The sequence below is a fragment of the Blastococcus sp. KM273129 genome (assembly GCF_021698995.1).
Classification (GTDB): domain Bacteria; phylum Actinomycetota; class Actinomycetes; order Mycobacteriales; family Geodermatophilaceae; genus Blastococcus.
In genome coordinates this window covers 79,862-98,329 of sequence record NZ_SSXB01000002.1, presented here as the reverse complement: position 1 = coordinate 98,329, position 18,468 = coordinate 79,862, and the positions used below count along the sequence as shown (strand labels likewise).

16 protein-coding genes are annotated in these 18,468 nt (G+C 75.7%); 6 read left to right on the top strand and 10 right to left on the bottom strand.

Going from position 1 to position 18,468, the window contains the following annotated elements; genetic code table 11:
* Positions 1 to 56 precede the first annotated feature (56 nt).
* The 5 genes from E9565_RS01510 to E9565_RS01490 are packed head-to-tail and all read right to left on the bottom strand — an operon-like array spanning position 57 to position 4,989.
* Positions 57 to 1,004, bottom strand: coding sequence for a glycosyltransferase family 2 protein (locus E9565_RS01510; protein ID WP_236825008.1), 948 nt, complete (start codon positions 1,002 to 1,004; stop codon positions 57 to 59).
* Positions 1,001 to 1,882 carry a glycosyltransferase family 2 protein gene (locus E9565_RS01505; protein WP_236825009.1) on the bottom strand — a complete coding sequence of 294 codons (882 nt, stop codon included), beginning with the start codon at positions 1,880 to 1,882 and terminating at the stop codon, positions 1,001 to 1,003. The genes E9565_RS01510 and E9565_RS01505 overlap by 4 nt, the downstream gene beginning before the upstream one ends.
* Complete coding sequence (locus E9565_RS01500; protein ID WP_236833917.1) at positions 1,879 to 2,967, bottom strand: prenyltransferase; 1,089 nt, start codon at positions 2,965 to 2,967, stop codon at positions 1,879 to 1,881. Before E9565_RS01500 ends, E9565_RS01505 begins: the two co-directional genes overlap by 4 nt.
* 10 nt (positions 2,968 to 2,977) lie before the next feature.
* Positions 2,978 to 3,742, bottom strand: coding sequence for a class I SAM-dependent methyltransferase (locus E9565_RS01495; RefSeq protein WP_236825011.1), 765 nt, complete (start codon positions 3,740 to 3,742; stop codon positions 2,978 to 2,980).
* Complete coding sequence (locus tag E9565_RS01490; RefSeq protein WP_236825012.1) at positions 3,736 to 4,989, bottom strand: glycosyltransferase family 4 protein; 1,254 nt, start codon at positions 4,987 to 4,989, stop codon at positions 3,736 to 3,738. Before E9565_RS01490 ends, E9565_RS01495 begins: the two co-directional genes overlap by 7 nt.
* 94 nt (positions 4,990 to 5,083) lie before the next feature.
* Here E9565_RS01490 and E9565_RS01485 point away from each other — a divergent pair, with 94 nt between their 5' ends.
* From E9565_RS01485 to E9565_RS01475, 3 genes are all read left to right on the top strand, one after another.
* Positions 5,084 to 5,377, top strand: coding sequence for a Dabb family protein (locus E9565_RS01485; protein ID WP_236825013.1), 294 nt, complete (start codon positions 5,084 to 5,086; stop codon positions 5,375 to 5,377).
* Positions 5,378 to 5,404: 27 nt separating this feature from the next.
* On the top strand, positions 5,405 to 6,145 hold the full coding sequence (locus tag E9565_RS01480; RefSeq protein ID WP_236833916.1) for a hypothetical protein: 741 nt from the start codon (positions 5,405 to 5,407) through the stop codon (positions 6,143 to 6,145).
* A gap of 78 nt (positions 6,146 to 6,223) precedes the next feature.
* Positions 6,224 to 7,318 (top strand): DUF4192 domain-containing protein, encoded by a 1,095-nt coding sequence (locus tag E9565_RS01475; protein WP_236825015.1) that lies wholly within the window; start codon positions 6,224 to 6,226, stop codon positions 7,316 to 7,318.
* A gap of 9 nt (positions 7,319 to 7,327) precedes the next feature.
* On the opposite strand, the gene E9565_RS01470 is transcribed toward E9565_RS01475, so the two are convergent.
* The gene (locus E9565_RS01470; protein ID WP_236833915.1) at positions 7,328 to 9,406 is read right to left on the bottom strand and encodes a S9 family peptidase; all 2,079 of its coding nucleotides are present in this window, start codon (positions 9,404 to 9,406) and stop codon (positions 7,328 to 7,330) included.
* Positions 9,407 to 9,552: 146 nt separating this feature from the next.
* Complete coding sequence (locus tag E9565_RS01465) at positions 9,553 to 10,278, bottom strand: metal-dependent transcriptional regulator (protein ID WP_236825017.1); 726 nt, start codon at positions 10,276 to 10,278, stop codon at positions 9,553 to 9,555.
* A gap of 154 nt (positions 10,279 to 10,432) precedes the next feature.
* Between E9565_RS01465 and E9565_RS01460 the strand changes: the two genes are divergently transcribed.
* Positions 10,433 to 11,614 carry an acetoin utilization protein AcuC gene (locus tag E9565_RS01460; protein ID WP_236825018.1) on the top strand — a complete coding sequence of 394 codons (1,182 nt, stop codon included), beginning with the start codon at positions 10,433 to 10,435 and terminating at the stop codon, positions 11,612 to 11,614.
* A complete protein-coding gene (locus E9565_RS01455) occupies positions 11,607 to 14,300 on the top strand; it encodes a bifunctional GNAT family N-acetyltransferase/acetate--CoA ligase family protein (protein ID WP_236833914.1) in 2,694 nt (897 codons plus the stop codon). The genes E9565_RS01460 and E9565_RS01455 overlap by 8 nt, the downstream gene beginning before the upstream one ends.
* Positions 14,301 to 14,378: 78 nt before the next feature.
* Here the strand turns inward: E9565_RS01455 and sigB are convergent, their stop codons facing one another.
* Together sigB and dtd are read right to left on the bottom strand one after the other, a co-directional pair.
* On the bottom strand, positions 14,379 to 15,362 hold the full coding sequence (gene sigB, locus E9565_RS01450; protein ID WP_308113054.1) for an RNA polymerase sigma factor SigB: 984 nt from the start codon (positions 15,360 to 15,362) through the stop codon (positions 14,379 to 14,381).
* 277 nt (positions 15,363 to 15,639) lie between these two features.
* Complete coding sequence (gene dtd / locus E9565_RS01445) at positions 15,640 to 16,059, bottom strand: D-aminoacyl-tRNA deacylase (RefSeq protein ID WP_374201398.1); 420 nt, start codon at positions 16,057 to 16,059, stop codon at positions 15,640 to 15,642.
* 162 nt (positions 16,060 to 16,221) lie between these two features.
* On the opposite strand from dtd, the gene E9565_RS01440 reads away from it, so the two are divergent.
* Complete coding sequence (locus E9565_RS01440) at positions 16,222 to 16,758, top strand: hypothetical protein (RefSeq protein WP_236833913.1); 537 nt, start codon at positions 16,222 to 16,224, stop codon at positions 16,756 to 16,758.
* A 32-nt stretch (positions 16,759 to 16,790) separates the two neighbouring features.
* On the opposite strand, the gene E9565_RS01435 is transcribed toward E9565_RS01440, so the two are convergent.
* A complete protein-coding gene (locus tag E9565_RS01435; RefSeq protein WP_236833912.1) occupies positions 16,791 to 18,455 on the bottom strand; it encodes a cation:proton antiporter in 1,665 nt (554 codons plus the stop codon).
* Positions 18,456 to 18,468: the final 13 nt, after the last annotated feature.

The window sequence follows — 18,468 nt, the reverse complement described above, 5'->3', positions numbered from 1 at the left end:
TGCCCCGAGGGGGTGGTCCGGCCGCGGAACCTCCGCGCCGGCGCACACGCTCGGTGTCAGCTCACGTAGCGGCGGGCGGTGGAGTTCCGCTGGGCCTCCTCCAGCGCGGCGAAGCGGGCCTCCGCGTGCGGGGGCAGCACCCGCCGCTCGCGCAGCACCCACGGCAGGCCCCGGACGGCGCGCGCGATCCCCAGCGCGGTGACCCGGTCGCGCGGCACGGTGCGCAGCAGGTGCAGCGTGCGCCGCAGCGCCGGCCGGAGCGGGCGGCGGAGCCAGGTGGTCCAGAGGGTGTTCCGGATGCCGTCGGCCCGCCGCTTGTGCGGGTCGCGCGCCGTGCTGGCCTGGTGGTGGAGGGTGAGCTGCTGCAGGTAGCACAGCTCCCAGCCGCGGGCGGCGAGGTCGCCGGCCATCAGCTCCTCCTCGCCGCCCAGCCACAGCCGCTCGGAGAATCCGCCCACCTCGTCGAAGGCGTCCCGGCGGAGCACGCTGGCGCCGGCGAGGAAGCTGCCCAGCGCCGGGCCGGGCAGCCAGTCGGCGCCGACCACGGGGGAGTCGCGGAGCTCGGCGACGATCGGGTCCTCGGTGCCCCCGGGCTCCACCAGGATCCGGGCCGTGACGACCGCCAGCCGCGGGTGCGCGTCGAGGACGTCGGCCGCGGCGCGCAGCGAGCCCGGCTCCCACCAGGTGTCGTCGTCGCAGAAGGCCACGTAGGGGGTGCCCAGCCGGGCCACGCCGAGGTTCCGCCCCACCGCGCCGAGGTTCTCGGGGCTGGCGACCAGCTCCACCTGGGGGAAGCGGGCGCGCACGGCCTCCGCGGTCCCGTCGGTCGAGCCGTTGTCGACGACGACGACGTGCGGCTGCTCGGGCAGCGCCACCAGGCGGTCGAGGGCGAGCAGCAGCTCGTCGCGCCGCTGGTGGGTGATCACGACGACGGCGACGCGGGGGTCGGGCCCGACCGCGCGGTTGCCGGTGGACGCCGCTGACGAGGTGCCGGTGGTGCTCACCGCGCCTCCCCGGCCAGCGTGCGCAGCCCGGCCCGCACCGACGCCGGCACCGGCTCCCGCCGGCGCAGCGCAGCCGGGGCGTCGGGCAGCGCCGCCAGCAGCCCCTCCACGCCCGGGCGCCCGGCCCGCACGGCCCGCCCCGCCGTCCGGGCGACGTCCCGCGCCGGGAGCCGCATCGCGGCGGTGAGCAGCCGGCTCCGCCAGATCCCGGCCTGCCGGCGCCCGGGTGCGTCGCGGCGGGGGGACGGGTGGTGGTGCACGGTCACGTCGTCGACGTAGGCCAGCCCCCAGCCGGCGGCGGCCAGGTCGAGGGCCAGCCGCTCCTCCTCGCCGGGGAACCGCACGACCTCGTCGAAGCCGCCGACGGCCTCGAACGCCTCGGTGCGCACCAGCGCGGCACAGGCCACGAAACCCAGCAGCGAGGGCCCGGGCAGGTCGACGGCGGTGCCCAGCGGACTCGCGGCCATCTCCTCGCACACCGGGTCCAGCCGCTCCTCCGGGCCGACCAGGATGCGGGCGTTGAGCAGGGCCAGCCGCGGGTGGGCCCGCAGGACCTCCACGGCGCGGGCCAGGTCGCCCGGTGCCCACCAGGAGTCGTCGTCGGCGAAGGCGACGAACGGGGTGCGCGCGTGCGCGGCGCCCAGCGTGCGGCCGTGCGCGCCCTCGTTGCGGTCCAGCGGCAGCAGGGTCACCTCGGGGTGGGCCTGCCGGACGGCGTCCACCGTGCCGTCCGTGGAGGCGTTGTCGACCAGCACCACCGGCGCCTCGTGGCGGGGCAGGGTGGCGAGCAGGTCGTCGCGCCGGTTGCGGCTGGCGACGACCACGGTCACGTCGGCGGACGGAGGCCGGGTCCGGTCGCTGCTGGGGGGAGGGGTCACGGGTGCACCGTGCCCGCACCCCCGGTCAGCCAATCAACGGGGGCCGTGGCATCGGCCATGCCCGCGGCCGGCAGGGCCCAGGGGTCGGCGAACAGCCCGCTGGCGGGGGAGGCGCCGCACAGCGCGTCGGCGGCCAGCAGCACGGCCGCCGCCGTCCAGGTGGTGCGCTCGACCGGCCACCGCGCGTCGTCGGGGTAGACGAACCCGGTCCAGTAGGACCCGTCCGCGTCCCGCAGGTGCTGCATGGCCGCCACCTGCTCCAGGGCGGCGTCCCGCTGCCCCGCGACCACGAGGGCGAGCGCGAGCTCGCAGGTCTCCGCCCCGGTGACCCACGGGCGGTCCGCGACGCAGCGGATGCCCAGCCCGGGCACGACGAACGTGTCCCAGCCGGCGGCGAGCCGGTCGCGGGCGGCCTCGCCGGTGACCGCGCCGCCGAGCACGGGGTAGTACCAGTCCATCGAGTAGCGGGACCGGTCGGCGAAGGCGCCGGGCCCCCCGCGCAGCGCCGTCCCGAGGTCGGCGACGGCGAGCTCCCAGTCCGGCTGGGCCTCTCCGGCCAGCTCGGCCAGCGCCAGGCCGCAGCGCAGCGCCTGGAACAGGCTGGCGTTGCCGGTCAGCAGCGCGAGGTCGTCGGGGGTGCCGTCGGGCCGCAGCGCCCAGGAGACAGCCCCGCCGGGCAGCTGCATGCGGGTCACCAGGTCCAGCCCGGCCCGGACCACGGGCCACAGGCCGGCGACCAGCTCCTCGTCGCCGGTGGTCAGCCAGGAGTGCCAGAGGCCGACGGCGAGGTAGCCGGCGTGGTTGCTCTCCGCGGCGGGCGCGGCCTCGGTGCCGTCGCGGTACTCGGCCGCCCAGCTGCCGTCGGCCCGCTGCCGGCCGGCGAGCCAGCGGTAGGCGGCGGCGGCGCGGGCGTGCTCGCCGCCGACGTCCAGCGCCATCGCAGCCTCGACGGAGTCCCACGGGTCGAGCTGCCCCCCGGCGAACCACGGGAGCGAGCCGTCGCGGTGCTGCTCCCCGGCGATCCAGGCCACGGTCTGCCGCACCTGGTCGGCGTCGAGCACGCCGGGCAGCTCCGGCAGCGCCACCGCGCCCCGCTCAGCGCGCCGCAGCGGACCGCTCCCGCTCCAGCCCGGCCGCGGCGGCGACGACCTCGGCGGGCTTGTCGGCGTACACCACGAAGCTCTTGCCGATGAGCGGGTCGAGCACGCGCTCCACGGTCCGGGTCAGCCAGGGGCGCTTCGTCAGGTCCCAGACCAGCAGCCGGTGGTAGGCGCGCACCACGGCGGAGTCCTTCTCCACCCCGACGGCGCACTTGAGCCACCAGTACGGGGCGTGCAGCGCGTGCGCGTGGTGGCCGGCCCCGGGCACCAGGCCGGCGGTGGCCAGCCGGGCCCGCAGCACGTCCGCACGGTAGATGCGGATGTGCCCGCCCTCGTTGGCGTGGTAGGCGTCCGACAGCGCCCAGCAGACCCGCTCGGGGCCGTAGCGGGGGACGGTCACCGCCACCCGTCCGCCGGGCTTGAGCACGCGGGCGATCTCGGCCATCGCGGTCGCGTCGTCGGGGATGTGCTCGAGCACCTCGGAGGCCATCACCCGGTCGACGCTCGCGTCGGGGAAGGGCAGGTGCAGCAGGTCCCCGCGGACCACCTCGGAGCGCGCCCCCTCCGGGGCCTCGCCGGCCTCGGCGATCGCGCCCAGCCAGCGCTTCGTCGTCGTCACCTCGTGCCGGCCCCAGTCGACGGCGACGACGTGCGCGCCCCGCCGGTAGGCCTCGAACGCGTGCCGCCCCTCGCCGCAGCCCAGGTCGAGCACGGTCATCCCCGGCCGCAGGTCGAGCCGGTCGTAGTCGACGGTCAGCACGGGCGTCCCTTCCGGTCCAGCGTCTCGGCGTACCAGCCGGCGGTGCGCTCGGCCGTGGCCCGCCAGGTGTAGGTGTCCAGGACCCGGCGCCGGCCCGCGCGCCCCAGCTGCTCGGCCAGCGAGGGGGAGTCCAGGACCAGCTGCAGGGCCGCGGTCAGCTCCCCGACGTCGCCGGCCCGCACCCGGATCCCCGCCTTGCTGCCGACGACCTCGGGCAGCGCGCCGGCGTCGGTGGTGACCAGCGGGGTGGCGCACGCCATCGCCTCCACGGCGGGCAGCGAGAAGCCCTCGTAGAGGGAGGGGATCGCGACCAGCGACGCCGCCCGGAAGAGGCGGATCAGCTCCTCCTCGGGCACCGGGCCGGTGAACCGGACGGCGTCGCGCAGGCCGAGCCGGTCCAGCGCCGCCTCGGCGGGGCCGCCGGGCCGGGTGCTGCCGACGACGGTGAGCCGCACGGGCCGCTCGGTGCGCAGCTTGGCCAGCGCCTCCAGCAGGTGCACCAGCCCCTTGAGCGGGACGTCGGCGCTGGTGACCGCGAGGATCGAGTCTGCTTCGCGCGGCCGGTCGGCCGGTGGCGGGGAGAAGCGGTCGGGGTCGATGCCCACCGGGATGACGCTCATCCGGTCCGGCGCCAGCCCCATGTGCGCGGCGATGTCGCGCCGGGAGTTCTCCGACACGGTGGTGACGGCGTCCAGCTGCTGCACCACCCGCGCCTGCATCCGGGTGAAGGCGTACCACCGGCGCAGGGTCAGCTTCCGGCGCAGCGTGGGGGCTGCCGCCAGCTCCAGGTCGCGGTCGATGGCGATCGGGTGGTGCACGGTCGCGACGGTGGGCACGCCGGCCCGCACCAGCCGGAGCAGGCCGTAGCCCAGTGACTGGTTGTCGTGCACGACGTCGAACTCCCCCCTCCGGGGGAGCAGGTGGCGCGCGGCGCGCAGGGTGAAGGTGAGCGGTTCCGGGAAACCGGCGGTGCACATCGTGGCCCACTCGGCGACGTCGACCCAGTCGCGGATCTCCGAGGGGCGTGGGGTGCGGAAGGGATCGGGCTCGCGGTAGAGGTCCAGGCTCGGCACGCGGGTGAGCGGGACGCCCGCGTCCAGCTCGGGGTAGGGCTGGCCGCTGAGCACCTCGACGCGGTGCCCGAGCTCGCGCAGCTCCCGGGAGAGCGCCCGCACGTAGATGCCCTGGCCGCCGCTGTGCGGCTTGCTCCGGTAGGACAGCAGTGCAATCCGCAACGACCGTCCCATGGGTCGGACTCTAACGACCGCGCAGCGCCCTCCGGCTACCAGCCGGTAGGGGCACCACCCGGCCGGTCCACGGCACGGCTGGCAGAGTTTCCCCATGATCCGTCACGTCGTGCTCTTCACCTGGTCCCCGGACGCCGACGCCGAGCGGCGGGCGCAGACCGTCGAGGCGCTGCGCGGGCTGCGGCGCTCGGTCGGCGGGATGACCTCGCTGGTCGTCGCCGACGACGCCGACCTGGTCGACGGCAACGCCGACACCGTGCTGATCGCGGAGTTCCCCGACGCCGAGTCCTTTCTCCGCTACGCGCAGGACCCCGTGCACCTCGCGGTGATCGCCGAGCACGTGCGGCCCATCCTGGCCGCGCGGAGCGCGATCCAGCACCGCATGTGACCGGCTGCACGGGCTAGCGTCGTGGGCGTGAGCTCCGCGCGCCGTCTCCTCGTGGCCGGGCCGGCCGCCGCCCTCCCGCTCACCGGCTGCGGGGGCGGGGACGCCTCCGACCGCACCGCCGCGGCCGCCTCCTCGGCCGCGGCGGCGTCCTCCGCGCAGGCCGCGGACGTGCCCGACCTCGCCTCGGGGCTGCTGCCCGCGGACGCCTTCGGGCCGGACGCGACCGTGCTGGCGCTCCCGCCGGAGCAGCTGCGCGCCGGGACCGGCATCGTCGCGGGTGGGCCGGACGTGGAGATCACCCCGGAGAGCTGCCGGGCGGCCGTCGACGGCACCCAGCCCGCCCTGGACGCGTTCGAGGACGTCGCCGCGCAGAGCGCCACGGCCGGCTCGACGACGACGGTGCAGGTGCTGGTGCGCGGCGGCCCGGTCCGGGACGCCGCGGCCCAGCTCGCCGAGGCCGCCGAGCGGTGCCCCGAGGCGCGCCTGGTCGCCCCGCAGATCGGGGAGGCGACGATCACCTTCGAGCAGCTCCCGGTCGCCGACCTGGGGGACGGATCGGCCCTGCTGCGGTACACCACCACGATCGCCGCGCCCGGCGGGTCGCGGGTGACGGTGCCGACGCTGGTCGCGGCGGTGGAGGACGGCGACCGGCTGCTGCTCCTGCTGACCCTCGACACGGGCCTCGGGGGCGCCGCACCGGCCGACCCCGCGGCCTTCGCGGAGCTGGTCGAGCAGGCCTACCAGGTCCAGGCCGACGCGCTGGGCTGAGGCGTCCACAGCCGTGGACGTGTCCACGGATCCTCCGGCGGGCCCCCGCGGCCGGCCGGGCGCGAGCAGGGTCGCCGCATGGACCTCCCCACCGCCCAGCAGCCCGCCGACCACCTCGAGATCCGGCTCTCCGACCCCGGGGAGGTGGCCGCCGCGCTGCCGCAGCTGCTGGGGTTCCACCCGGCCGAGTCGCTGGTCCTGGTCGGCCTCGGCGGGCCGTCCGGCGGGCGGGTCGGGCTGACCGTCCGGGCCGACCTGCCGCCGGGCGGCAGCGCGGCGCCGCTGGCGCGGCTGCTGGTGCGGAGTCTTCGCAGCGACGAGCCCGCGGCGGCGCTGGCCGTGGTGGTGTCCGAGGCGCCGGACGACCCAGGTCCGGACGGCGACCCGGCGGCAGGCCTGCTGCCGCACCGGGCGCTGGTGCACGAGCTGGTGCTCGCCCTGGCCGCGGCGCGCATCGCCCCTCGCGACGTGCTGCTCGTGCGGCGGGGGCGCTGGTGGTCCTACGACTGCCCGCACCCCTGCTGCGCCCCGGCGGCCGGGACGCCCGTGCCGGGCGGCGTCAGCGCGCTGGCGGCCGCGGCCGTCTGCGCCGGGCAGGTCGTCGCGGCCGACCGCGCGGCGCTGGCCCAGCGGCTGGACGCCCCGCCCGGGTCGGGCGCCGGGATGCGGGCCGCCTGCGCCCGCGCCGCCACCGACCGCTCGGCCCGGCTCCGGGAGGTGGGGGCGCGGGCGCTGGCCGAGGAGTCGTGGGCCGTGGTGCGGCAGGCGGTCGGGCGCTGCCGGCCCGGGGCGGCCGGGCAGGGTCCGCTGGACGACGACGAGCTCGCCGGGGTGGGCTGGGCGCTGCGCGACGTCCGGGTTCGCGACCACGCCCTGCAGCTGGCGCTGGGCGAGGACGGCGCCGCGGCGGAGGTGCTCTGGACCGAGTGCGCGCGCCGGGTGCCCGCGCCGCTCGACGCCGCCCCGGCCACGCTGCTGGCCGTCAGCGCGTGGCTGCGGGGCGACGGGGCGACGGCCGGCATCGCGCTGGACCGGGCACTGGACGCCGATCCCGGGTACACCCTGGCGCTGCTGCTCCGGCAGGCGCTGGACGCGTGCCTCCCCCCGGCGGACCTGCGCGACCTGGTCGGCCGCGCGGCCGCGCTCACGCCGGCGGACGGCCCGCCGGCGTGAGCTCCGGTGTCAGAGCAGCTCCGGCCGCCGCCACTCCTCGTCCCGCACGTGCTCGGCCAGGAAGGCCAGCACCGTCTCGTACCAGACGCGGCTGTTCCCCGGGGTCAGCACCCAGTGGTTCTCGTCGGGGAAGTAGAGGAACTTCGAGGGGACGCCGCGCTTCTGCAGGCCGTACCAGAGCGCCAGGGCCTCGCCGATCGGCACCCGGTAGTCCTTGTCGCCGTGGATGACCAGCACCGGGGTGCGGATCTGGTCCACGTAGCGGTGCGGGGAGTTCTGCTCGTACCGCCGGGGCTCGGTGAACGGGTCGCCCCACTCCTTCTCCCAGTAGTACGCGGCGTCGGTGGTGCCGGTGAACTGCTCCAGGTTCCACAGGCTGGCGTGGGTGACGATCGCCTGGAACCGGTCGGTCTGCGTGGCCACCCAGTTGGCCATGTAGCCGCCGAACGAGCCGCCCATCGCCGCCGTCCGCGTCCCGTCGATCTCCGGGCGCTGCTCGGCGGCGTCCACGGCGGCCATCAGGTCGGTGTACGGGGCGCCGCCCCACTCGCCCCAGCCGCGGCGGACGAAGTCCTGGCCGAAGCCCTGGGACAGCGCCGGGTTGGGCAGGAGCACGGCGTAGCCCTGGGCCGCCAGCACCCACGGGCACCAGCGCCACGACCACGAGTTCCAGCTCATCAGCGGCCCGCCGTGGATCCAGAGCACCAGCGGCGCGGGGGAGTCCGCCGACGCTCCCTCGGGCAGCACCAGCCAGGACTGCACCCGCGCCCCGTCGGCGGCGGTGGCGTCGAGCTCGTGCAGCGTCCCGGGCAGCCGGTCGAGCGCCACGGGGGTCGGCAGGGGAGCGGGGTCCTGCAGCGGGGCCACCGGGTCCAGGCGCACCGGCAGGGGAGGGGAGTCGACCGCCGACCGCAGGGCGTACAGGGCGCTGCCGTCTCGGGCCACCTGGAGATCGCTGTAGGCGCCGTCGGCGGTCAGCCGCAGCGGCTCCCCGCCGTCCAGCGGCACGCGGAACAGCGCGTGACGGCCGTCGTCGTCGGCGAGGAAGTACACGGCGTCGCCGTCGGCGGAGAACTGCGGGGCGCTGGGCCAGCGGTCGAAGCCGGGGGTGAGGTCGCGGGCGGAGCCGTCGGCGACGTCGACCAGCAGCAGGGTGTAGTCCGAGGGCTCGGCGTAGGAGGACATCGCTTCCCGCACGCACACCAGCCGGTCACCGTCGGGGGAGAAGGCCGCCCCGTGCAGGTCGGCCAGGGGGTCGTCGACGAGCACCCGGGCCTCCCCGGAGGCGGTGTCGACCAGCACCAGCCGGGTGCGCCGGCCGGCGGGTCCGTCGGGCACCTCCTCGGTGCGGACCAGGAGCGTGCCGTCGGGGGAGAGGTCGATGTCGTCGCCGGAGCCGTTCGGCGGCGCCGCGTCGGGGGTCAGGTCGCGCAGCTCGAGCGGCTCCTCGCCGGCGGGCTGCTCGTCGGCCGGGAGCTGCCCGGCCCAGAACAGGTGCGGCACGGCCGGCCCCAGGTCGTGGTCCCAGTACCGCACCGGGTAGGCCTCGTGCAGGATCGCCGAGACGCCGGCGTCGGCCCGGGCCTTGCGCCGTTCCTCGTCGGCCTCCGGCGCGGAGCCGCCGGGCGACGTCGCGGAGACCACCACGACGTCACCGCTGCCGGCGGCGACGGCGAACCCGCCGATGCCGCCCGGGCGGGCCAGCACCGGCCGCGCCTCCCCGCCGTCGGCGGGCAGCCGCCACAGGGCGGGCTTCGGCTCGGTCGCGGGCTCCGCACCGGGGTCGGGCCGGGCGGAGGTGAACAGCAGCGAGCCGTCCGGCGCCCAGGCGGGGGCGGACTCGCCCGGCGCGCTGCGGGTGAGCCGCCGGGCGGGCCGGGCCCCCTGCGGGTCGATCTCCCACAGCGCCGTCTGCCACTTCTTGCCCTCGCGGTCGAGCGTCTGCATCGGCACCGCCAGCCGCGTCCCGTCCGGCGAGAGCGCCAGGCCGCCGATCCGCGGCAGCGCGACGAAGTCGGCCAGGCGGTGGAACGGCGTGGGCGCCGGCTCGCCGGCCGGGTCGTCGGGGGCGGGGGCGGACGAGCTCACGGGGCCTTCTCTCACGCGGCAGCGGGGGGACCGCCTCACCGTAGTGAGCCGGTGCCGCCCCCGCCGGGCGTCGGCGGGCGTCCCCCGGCCTCGGGGGACCCGTCGGGCCGGGCGGGGCCGGCCCGACCCCCGCCCGGCCCGCCCGCTCAGAGGAGCGGCGCGGCCTCGAGGGGGGTCAGCTCCTCGTCGGTGGCGCTGACGAACATGTGCTGGGCCACGCCCATCGGCAGCACGTACCCGTCGAGGCTCACCGAGCCCTCGACGAGCTGCGCGGTCATCGTCACGCCCGGGCGCACCCCGTGGTCGGCCAGCGCGCGGAGCAGCTCGGCGTTCTCCTGCAGCTGCTCGCTGATCCGGCGGACCACCACCGGGCGGCCCTCGGCGGTGGCGGTCGAGGACAGCAGGGTCAGCGAGTCCAGCACCGCGGAGGTCTCGCCGCCCAGCGGCTCGTCGCCGCGCAGGGCCTCCAGCCCGGGGATCGGGTTGCCGAACGGTGACACCGTCGGGTTGCCCAGCAGCGACAGCAGGCGGCGCTCGACCGCCTCGCTCATCACGTGCTCCCAGCGGCAGGCCTCCTCGTGGACGTCGGCGTAGTCCAGGCCGATGACGTCCACGAGCAGGCACTCGGCGAGCCGGTGCTTGCGCATGACCGCCGTGGCGAGCTGGCGCCCCTCCTCGGACAGCTGCAGGTGCCGGTCGCCCTCGACGGTGAGCAGGCCGTCGCGCTCCATGCGGGCGACCGTCTGGCTCACCGTCGGGCCGCTCTGGTGCAGCCGCTCGGCGATGCGGGCCCGGAGCGGGACGATGCCCTCTTCCTCCAGCTCGAAGATCGTCCGGAGGTACATCTCGGTGGTGTCGATGAGGTCGTTCACAGCTCTCCTCCGTGTCGGCGGCCAGTCTACGGGGCCGGAGGGCGTCCACCGGCCCATCCGGGAGTGGTCTCGGCGACGCACCCGGTAGCGCCGGACCGGTAGCGTCCGGTCGAGCCACCGCGCCCGGCCGGGCGCGCCGGGAGGGGAGGTGCCCGTGAGCGACTCGGTCGCGGTCGTCTGGGACGACGCGCTGCTCGGCTACACGATGGGCGGTGACCACCCGCTGCACCCGGTCCGGCTGGACCTGACCATGCGCCTGGCCGACGGCCTGGGCCTGCTGGCCTCGGACCGGCTGACGGTGATCGAGCCCGAACCGGCCGGGGAGGACCTGCTCACCCTCGTGCACGACCCGCTGTACCTCGAGGCGGTGCGGCAGGCGCCGGCCGACCCGGGGGTCGGCCACGGCCTGGGCACCCCGGACAACCCGATCTTCCCGGAGATGTACGAGGCCGCCGCTCTCATCACCGGCGGCAGCGTGCTCGCCGCCCAGCAGGTGCACAGCGGCGCCGCGCAGCACGCGGTCAACATCTCCGGCGGGCTGCACCACGCGATGCGCGGGTCGGCGTCCGGCTTCTGCGTCTTCAACGACGCCGCCGTCGCCATCGCCTGGCTGCTCGGCCAGGGCTACGAGCGGATCGCCTACGTCGATCTCGACGTCCACCACGGCGACGGCGTCCAGGCGGCGTTCTACGACGACCCCCGGGTGCTCACGGTCAGCATCCACCAGACGCCGCTCACGCTGTTCCCGGGCACCGGCTTCCCGGAGGAGACCGGCGACCCCGACAAGGCGCTGGGCAGCGCGGTCAACCTGGCCCTGCCCAACGGCACCGACGACTCGTCCTGGCTGCGGGCGTTCACCGCCGTCGTCCCCAGCGTGCTGAAGGCCTTCCAGCCGCAGATCATCGTGACCCAGTGCGGCTGCGACGCCCACCACGAGGACCCGCTGGCCGACCTCGCGCTCACCGTCGACGGGCAGCGCGCCAGCTACCAGGCCATGCACGAGCTCGCCCACGAGATCTGCGAGGGGCGCTGGATCGCCCTCGGCGGCGGCGGGTACGGCCTGGTGCGGTGCGTCCCGCGGGCCTGGACCCACCTGATCGCCGAGGCCGGTGGCGCGAAGCTGGACCCGGCCACCGAGATCCCCGAGTCCTGGCGGGAGGACGTGCTGCGCCGCGGCCTGCGCGCCCGGCCACCGACGCACATGACCGAGGGCGGGTACACCGGCTTCTCCCGCTGGGACGCCTTCACCGAGTCCCGCGTCGACCGCGCCATCATGCGCACCCGCCGCGCGAGCTTCCCCTACTTCGGCCTCGACCCGGACGACCCCCGTGACTGAACGGACCGTGACGGAGGAGAACCCCGCACCGCCGCCGGGGTGGGAGGCCGACATCGTCGCCGCCGACGGCGGCACGGTGCACCTGCGCCCGATCTGCCCCGAGGACGCCGACGGCCTCAACGGCCTGATGGAGCGCAGCAGCGACCAGACCCGCTACTACCGGTTCTTCGGGCCGATGAAGCGGCTGTCCGAGCGCGACCTGCACCGGTTCACCCACGTCGACCACGACTCCCGGGTGGCCTTCGTCGTGCTCCTGGGCGACCAGGTCGTCGCCGTCGGCCGCTACGACCGGTACCCGGGCACCGACGACGCCGAGGTCGCCTTCCTCGTCGAGGACGCCCACCAGGGGCGGGGGCTGGGGTCGGTGCTGCTGGAGCACCTCGCCGCCGCGGCCCGCGAGCGGGGCATCAAGCGCTTCGTCGCCGAGGTGCTCGCGCAGAACAGCAAGATGGTGCGGGTGTTCCGCGACGCCGGGTACAAGGCCGAGCGCAGCTACGAGGACGGCGTCGTCCACCTGACCTTCCCGATCGAGCAGACCGAGGACGCGCTCGCGGTCGCCTACGAGCGCGAGCAGCGCAGCGAGTCGCGGTCGATCGCCCGGCTGCTGACGCCGTCCTCCGTCGCCGTGGTGGGGGCCAGCAACGACGACGGCAAGATCGGCAACGCGGTGCTCCGGCACCTGCTGGACTACGGCTTCGCCGGACCGGTCTACCCGGTGAACCCCGGGACCCGGCACGTCCGCGGCGTCCCGGCCTACGCCGACATCGAGTCCATCCCCGACGACCTCGACCTGGCCGTCCTGGCGGTGCCGGCCGACGAGGTGGCCGGGGTGGTCGAGGCCTGCCGCCGCAAGCGGGTCCGCGGCCTGGTCGTGATCTCGGGCGGCTTCGGCGAGTCCGGCCCGGACGGGCGGGCGGCCGAGGGCCGACTGGTCGCCGCGGCGCGGGCCTCGGGCATGCGCGTGGTCGGGCCCAACTGCCTGGGTGTGGTGAACACCGACCCCGAGGTGCGGCTCAACGCCAGCCTCGCGCCGATGGTGCCCGGGCGCGGCCGCGTCGGGTTCTTCGCGCAGTCGGGGGCGCTCGGCGTGGCCCTGCTGGAGCGGGCCCGCAGCCGCGGCATCGGGCTGTCGACGTTCGTCTCCGCCGGCAACCGCGCCGACGTCAGCGGCAACGACCTGCTGCAGTACTGGGCCACCGACCCGGGCACCGAGGTGGTGCTCCTGCACCTGGAGAGCTTCGGCAACCCGCGCAAGTTCGCCCGGCTGGCCCGCACCGTGGGGCGCACCAAGCCGGTGGTCGCGGTGAAGAGCGGCCGGCACGTCGGGGTCACCCCGGGCCTGGCCGGGACGTCGGTGGCGGTCCCCGAGCAGTCCGTGGCGGCGCTGTTCGCCTCGGCGGGCGTGATCCGCGTGGAGACCGTGGCCCAGCTGTTCGACGTCGGCATGCTGCTGGCCCATCAGCCGCTGCCGGCCGGGAGGCGGGTCGCGGTCGTCGGCAACTCCACCGCGATCGGGGTCCTCGTCGCCGACGCCGTCCTCGAGGAGGGGATGGAGCTCGCGCAGGCCGCGCCGGTGGACATCGGGGTCTCCGGGAGCCCGGAGGCGTTCCGCGCGGCGCTGCAGGCCGCCGTGGACGACGACGCCGTCGACGCCGTCGTCGCGGTCTTCCTGCCGCCGCTCATGGCCGGCTCGCGGGAGTACGGCCCGGCGCTGCGGGAGGTGTCGGTGCGCTCGGCCAAGCCGATCGTCGCGAGCTTCCTCTCCACGGAGGGCATCCCACCCGAGCTGACCGTGCCCGACGAGCACGGCATGCCCGCGCGCGGGTCGGTCCCGTCCTACAGCACGCCGGAGCGGGCGGTCATCGCCCTGGCCAAGGTCTGCGAGTACGCGCAGTGGCGCCGCCGGCCGGTCGGCGACGTACCCGAGCTGCCCGACGTCGACGAGGCCGCCGCCGAGCGGATCGTGCGGGGCGCACTCGCGGAGGCGCCGGGCGGGCGGGAGCTCACCGACGACGAGCTGATCGGGTTGCTGGCCGCCTACGGCGTCCCGCTGCTGGGGACCCGCACGGTCACCGACGCGGACGAGGCGGTGGCGGCCGCGGACGCGGTCGGGTACCCCGTGGTGCTCAAGTCGACGGCGCCGTGGCTGCGGCACCGGTCCGATCTCGGGGGCGTGCGGCTGGACCTGCCCGACGCCGAGGCGGTGCGCACCGCGTTCGCCGCGATCCCCTCCGGCGACCCGGTGATCGTGCAGGAGATGGCGGCGCCCGGCGTGGCCACCGTCGTGGAGATCGTCGACGACCCGTCGTTCGGCGCCCTGGTCAGCTTCGGGCTCGGCGGCGTCGCCACCGACCTGCTGGGCGACCGCGCCTACCGCACCCTGCCGCTGACCGACCTGGACGCCGCGGAGCTGGTGCGCTCACCGCGGGCGTTCCCGCTGCTGGACGGCTACCGCGGGTCCGAGCCGGTCGACCTCGCCGCGCTGGAGGACCTGCTGCTGCGGGTGGCCCGGCTGGCCGACGACCTGCCGGAGGTGCTGCGGCTGAGGCTCGAGCCGGTGATCGTCGGCCCGGCCAACCCGTGGCACGGCGGCCGCTCGCTCGTGGTTGCCGGCGGGACCGGGCTGGTCGGCCCGCCGACCGCCCGCGTCGACCCGGGCCCCCGCCGCATGCGCTCGCCGATCTGAGAGACGCCGAGAGCCCGCCCCCTGCCGGGGACGGGCTCTCGGTGCGCCGTCGGAGCGGCCCCCGTCGAGGGGCCTTCCTCAGGCCAGGTAGTCGCGCAGGGCGTCGGCGCGCTGCGGGTCGCGCAGCTTGGCCATCGTCTCGCGCTCGATCTGGCGCACCCGCTCGCGGGAGAGACCGAACTGCTTGCCGATCTGCTCCAGCGTGCGGGGCTGGCCGCCGTCCAGGCCGAAGCGCAGGACGACGACGTCGCGCTCGCGGTCCTCCAGCGTGGAGAGGACGTTGCGCACGTCGCCCTTCATCATCTGGAAGGCCACCGCGTCCTCGGCCACGGCGGCGTCGGCGTCCTCGATGAAGTCACCGAGACGGGACTCCTCGTCGGCGCCGACGGTCTGGTCGAGGCTGACCAGGTCGCGGCTGTACTCCAGCAGCTCGGTGATCCGCTCCTCGGGCAGGTCGAGCTCCAGGCCCAGCTCCTCGGCGGTGGGCTCCCGCTCGAGCTCCTGGTGCATGCGCCGGCGGGTGCGGACCACCTTGTTGACCTGCTCGGCCAGGTGGACGGGCAGCCGGATGGTGCGCCCGGAGTCGGCCATCGCCCGGGTGATCGCCTGGCGGATCCACCACGTCGCGTAGGTCGAGAACTTGAAGCCCTTGGTGTAGTCGAACTTCTCGACGGCGCGGATCAGGCCGACGTTGCCCTCCTGGATGAGGTCCAGGAACGTCATGCCGTGGCCGGTGTAGCGCTTGGCCACCGAGACGACCAGCCGCAGGTTGGCCTCCAGCAGGTGGGCCTTGGCCGCCTTGCCGTCGGTGGCGAGGATCTTGTAGTCGCGCTTGCGGGCGGGCGTGAGCCCCTCCTGCTCGGCGAGCAGCCGCTCGGCGTAGAGCCCGGCCTCGATCCGCTTGGCCAGCTCCACCTCCTGCTCCGCGGTGAGCAGAGCGGTCTTGCCGATGGTGTTGAGGTAGACGCGCACGAGGTCGGTGGAGACCAGCCCGCTGGTGTCGGGCTCCCGCCGGGGGGCGCGCACGTCCAGGGTGTCGGTGGAGGACTGCAGCAGCGTCACGATGGGTCTTCGTCCTTGCCTTGGTTTCGGATGCACCCGCCGGGCGTCGGTGGCGGCGGTGCGGTCCAGGCGTGGAGCGGGGCCACGGATCCGGGATCACCGGCCGGTCCCGCTCTTCTCTGTCCGGTGTGGTACGCCCTGCACAACGGCCACTGAGGTGTCCGGTGTTCCGTGATCCGGTCGTTCACAGCAAACCGACAGGGAGTGTCTTCGGTCACCTCCGGTACCCGCGCACGGAGAAGGCCAGACATGTCATTCCCGTGACGGCTCCGGCGGTTCAGACCTCCAGCAGCAGGGTCATCGGCCCCTCGTTGACCGACGAGACCCGCATGCTCGCGCCGAACACCCCGGTGGCCACGGTGGCGCCCCGGCGGCGCAGCTCGCGGACGACCTCCTCGACCAGCGGCTCGGCCAGCTCGCCCGGTGCGGCGTCCTGCCACGACGGGCGCCGTCCCTTGCGGGTGTCGGCGTAGAGGGTGAACTGGCTGACCACGAGCACCGGCAACCCGAGGTCCGAGGCGGAGACCGCGCCGCCGGGCCCGGCGAAGATCCGCAGCTCGTGGATCTTCCGGGCCATCGCCCGCGCGCGCCCGGCGTCGTCGTCCCGCCCCACTCCGACCAGTGACAGCAGCCCCGGGCCGATCTCACCCACCACGGCACCCCCGACCGTTACAGCCGCTGCAGCCACCCGGCTCACCACCGCTCTCACCAGGGCATCGTCCCCGACGGCGGCGTGGCCGCGCCGGGCGGCCGGCTTCACAGGGAGCCGCCCGGCCGGCGCACAGGTGCAGCACAGGCGGCGTGCGCAGGCTGCTGCCGGACCGGTCACCACCGGCCGGTCCGGACCGAGGAGGGGAACGTGCGGAGGAGACTGATCATCGCGACGACCGCCGGGGCGCTGGCGCTGGGCGGGGGGCTGGCGGTCGCCGTCCCGGCGCTGGCCGACGGCGACGCCCCGACGGCCCGGGAGGACCGGATCCGGGACGCTCTGGGCGGGTTGGTGGACGACGGCACGCTCACCGGGGCGCAGGCCGACGAGGTGGCCGCGACCCTGGCCGAGCGCGGTCTCGGCGGCGGTCACGGCCACGGGAGGAGGCCGGGCCTCGACGCTGCCGCGGCGGCGCTCGGCCTGACCGGGGAGGAGCTGCGGGAGGCGCTGGCCACCGAGGGCACCTCCCTGGCCGACGTCGCCGAGCAGCAGGGCGTGGCCGTCGACGCCCTCGTCGATGCCCTCGTGACGGCGCAGCGGGAACGCCTCGCCCAGGCCGTCGAGGACGGTCACCTCACCCAGGAGGAGGCCGACGAGCGCCTCGCCGACCTGGAGGAGCGGGTGGCCGAGCGGGTGGCCGACGAGGAACGCGGCCCCGGCGGGCGCGGGGGCGGCCACCGCGACTGATCAGGTCGCGCACGTCCGGGCCGCCCGGCGGCTCACCCCGCGACGGGGCCGCCGGGCTGCCCGCCGACGCGGGCGCCGTCGAGCAGGAGATCGGCTCCCCGGTCAGCGGCTGCGTGGAACGGCCGCAGGACGACGTCGACCCCGGCCGTCTCCAGGCGCTGCGCGTCGTGGTCGTTGTGCGCGGTGAGGGCCACCGAGCCGGTGAAGTCCGCCTGCTCCAGCCCGTGCAGCAGGGCGAGGTTGATCGACCGGTCGGGCACGGTGCTGACCACCCACGTGGCGCCGCGCAGGGGCAGTGCGTCGATGAGCTCGGGCTCCTCGGCGTCGCCGTACAGCGTCTGGGCGCCGGCGTGCCCGATGTCCTCCAGCGCCTGCGGGTCGGTGTCCACGACCAGGACCCGCAGGCCCCGGTCGAGCAGCCGCCGCACCAGGCGGCCGCCGTAGCGACCGGCGCCGACGACGACGACGTCCACCCCCGACTCCTGCCCGCTGACGCCCTCCCCGTGGCGCGGGCGCCGGCGCTCGAACACCGACAGCAGCGGCGCGAGGCGGGCGTACAGCGGCGCCGAGTAGAGGATGAGGTAGGTGGAGAGCGCGATCGTGACGATGCCGACCACGGTGATCAGCCCGACGACGTCCCCGGTGATGTGCCCGAGGCCCAGGCCCAGGGCCGCCAGGACCAGCGAGAACTCGCTGATCTGCGCGACGGTGAGCCCGGCGAGGAAGCTGGTCCGCTTCCGGTAGCCCATCAGGCCCATGATCGCGAGGACGATCAGCGGGTTGCCGATCAGCACGAACGCCGAGAGGACGGCGGCGGCGACCACCTGACTGCCGGCGTCGGCGAAGTCGAGCCGGGAGCCGAGGTCGATGAAGAAGAACAGCAGCAGGAAGTCCCGCAGGCTGATCAGCCGGGAGCTGATCGCCTCCCGGTAGGGGGTGGTGGCGAGCGAGATCCCGCCGAGGAAGGCGCCGACCTCGATGCTGAAGCCCAGCCAGTCCCCGAGGCCGGCCAGCGCGATGCCCCAGGCCAGGGCGAAGAGCACGAGGAGCTCCTTGGACCGGGCCATCCAGGCCAGCGCCGGCCGCAGCAGGTACCGCACCGCCAGGAAGATGCCGCCGACGAACACGACGCCCTTGCCGAGGACGAGCGCCAGGTCGACGGCCAGGCTGTCGCCCTGCCCGGCGGTGCCGACGGCGGTCAGCGTGATCATCACCAGGACGACGACGATGTCCTGGACGATGAGGAAGCCCACGGCGATGCGGCCGTGCAGCTGGTCGATCTCCCGTTTGTCGGAGAGCAGCTTGACGATGATGATCGTGCTCGAGAACGTCAGCGCGACCGCGACGTAGACGGCCTCGACCGGTGACAGGCCCAGCAGCAGGCCCAGGCCGAAGCCGACCACCGAGGTGAAGAGGACCTGGCCCAGCCCCGTGGCGACGGCCACCGGCCCGGTGGAGCGGATCAGGTGGGGGTCGAGCTTGAGGCCGACCAGGAACAGCAGCAGCGCGATGCCGAGCTCGGCGAGCAGCGCGACCTGGTCGTTCTCCTCGACCCAGCCCAGACCGACCGGGCCGACCGCGATGCCGACGGCGATGAAGCTGATGATCAGCGGCTGGCGCAGCTTCACCGCGGCCGCGGCGATGACGGCGGCGAGCGCGAGCAGCGCGGCGATGACGTGGAATTCGTGCTCGAACACGGTGGCTCCTCCG

What these genes read in the sequence shown, in the direction of transcription:
- E9565_RS01490 (WP_236825012.1), bottom strand. Translation starts at nt 4,989, where the DNA reads ATGGGACGGTCGTTGCGGATTGCACTGCTGTCCTACCGGAGCAAGCCG.
- E9565_RS01485 (WP_236825013.1), top strand. Translation starts at nt 5,084, where the DNA reads ATGATCCGTCACGTCGTGCTCTTCACCTGGTCCCCGGACGCCGACGCC.
- E9565_RS01475 (WP_236825015.1), top strand. Translation starts at nt 6,224, where the DNA reads ATGGACCTCCCCACCGCCCAGCAGCCCGCCGACCACCTCGAGATCCGG.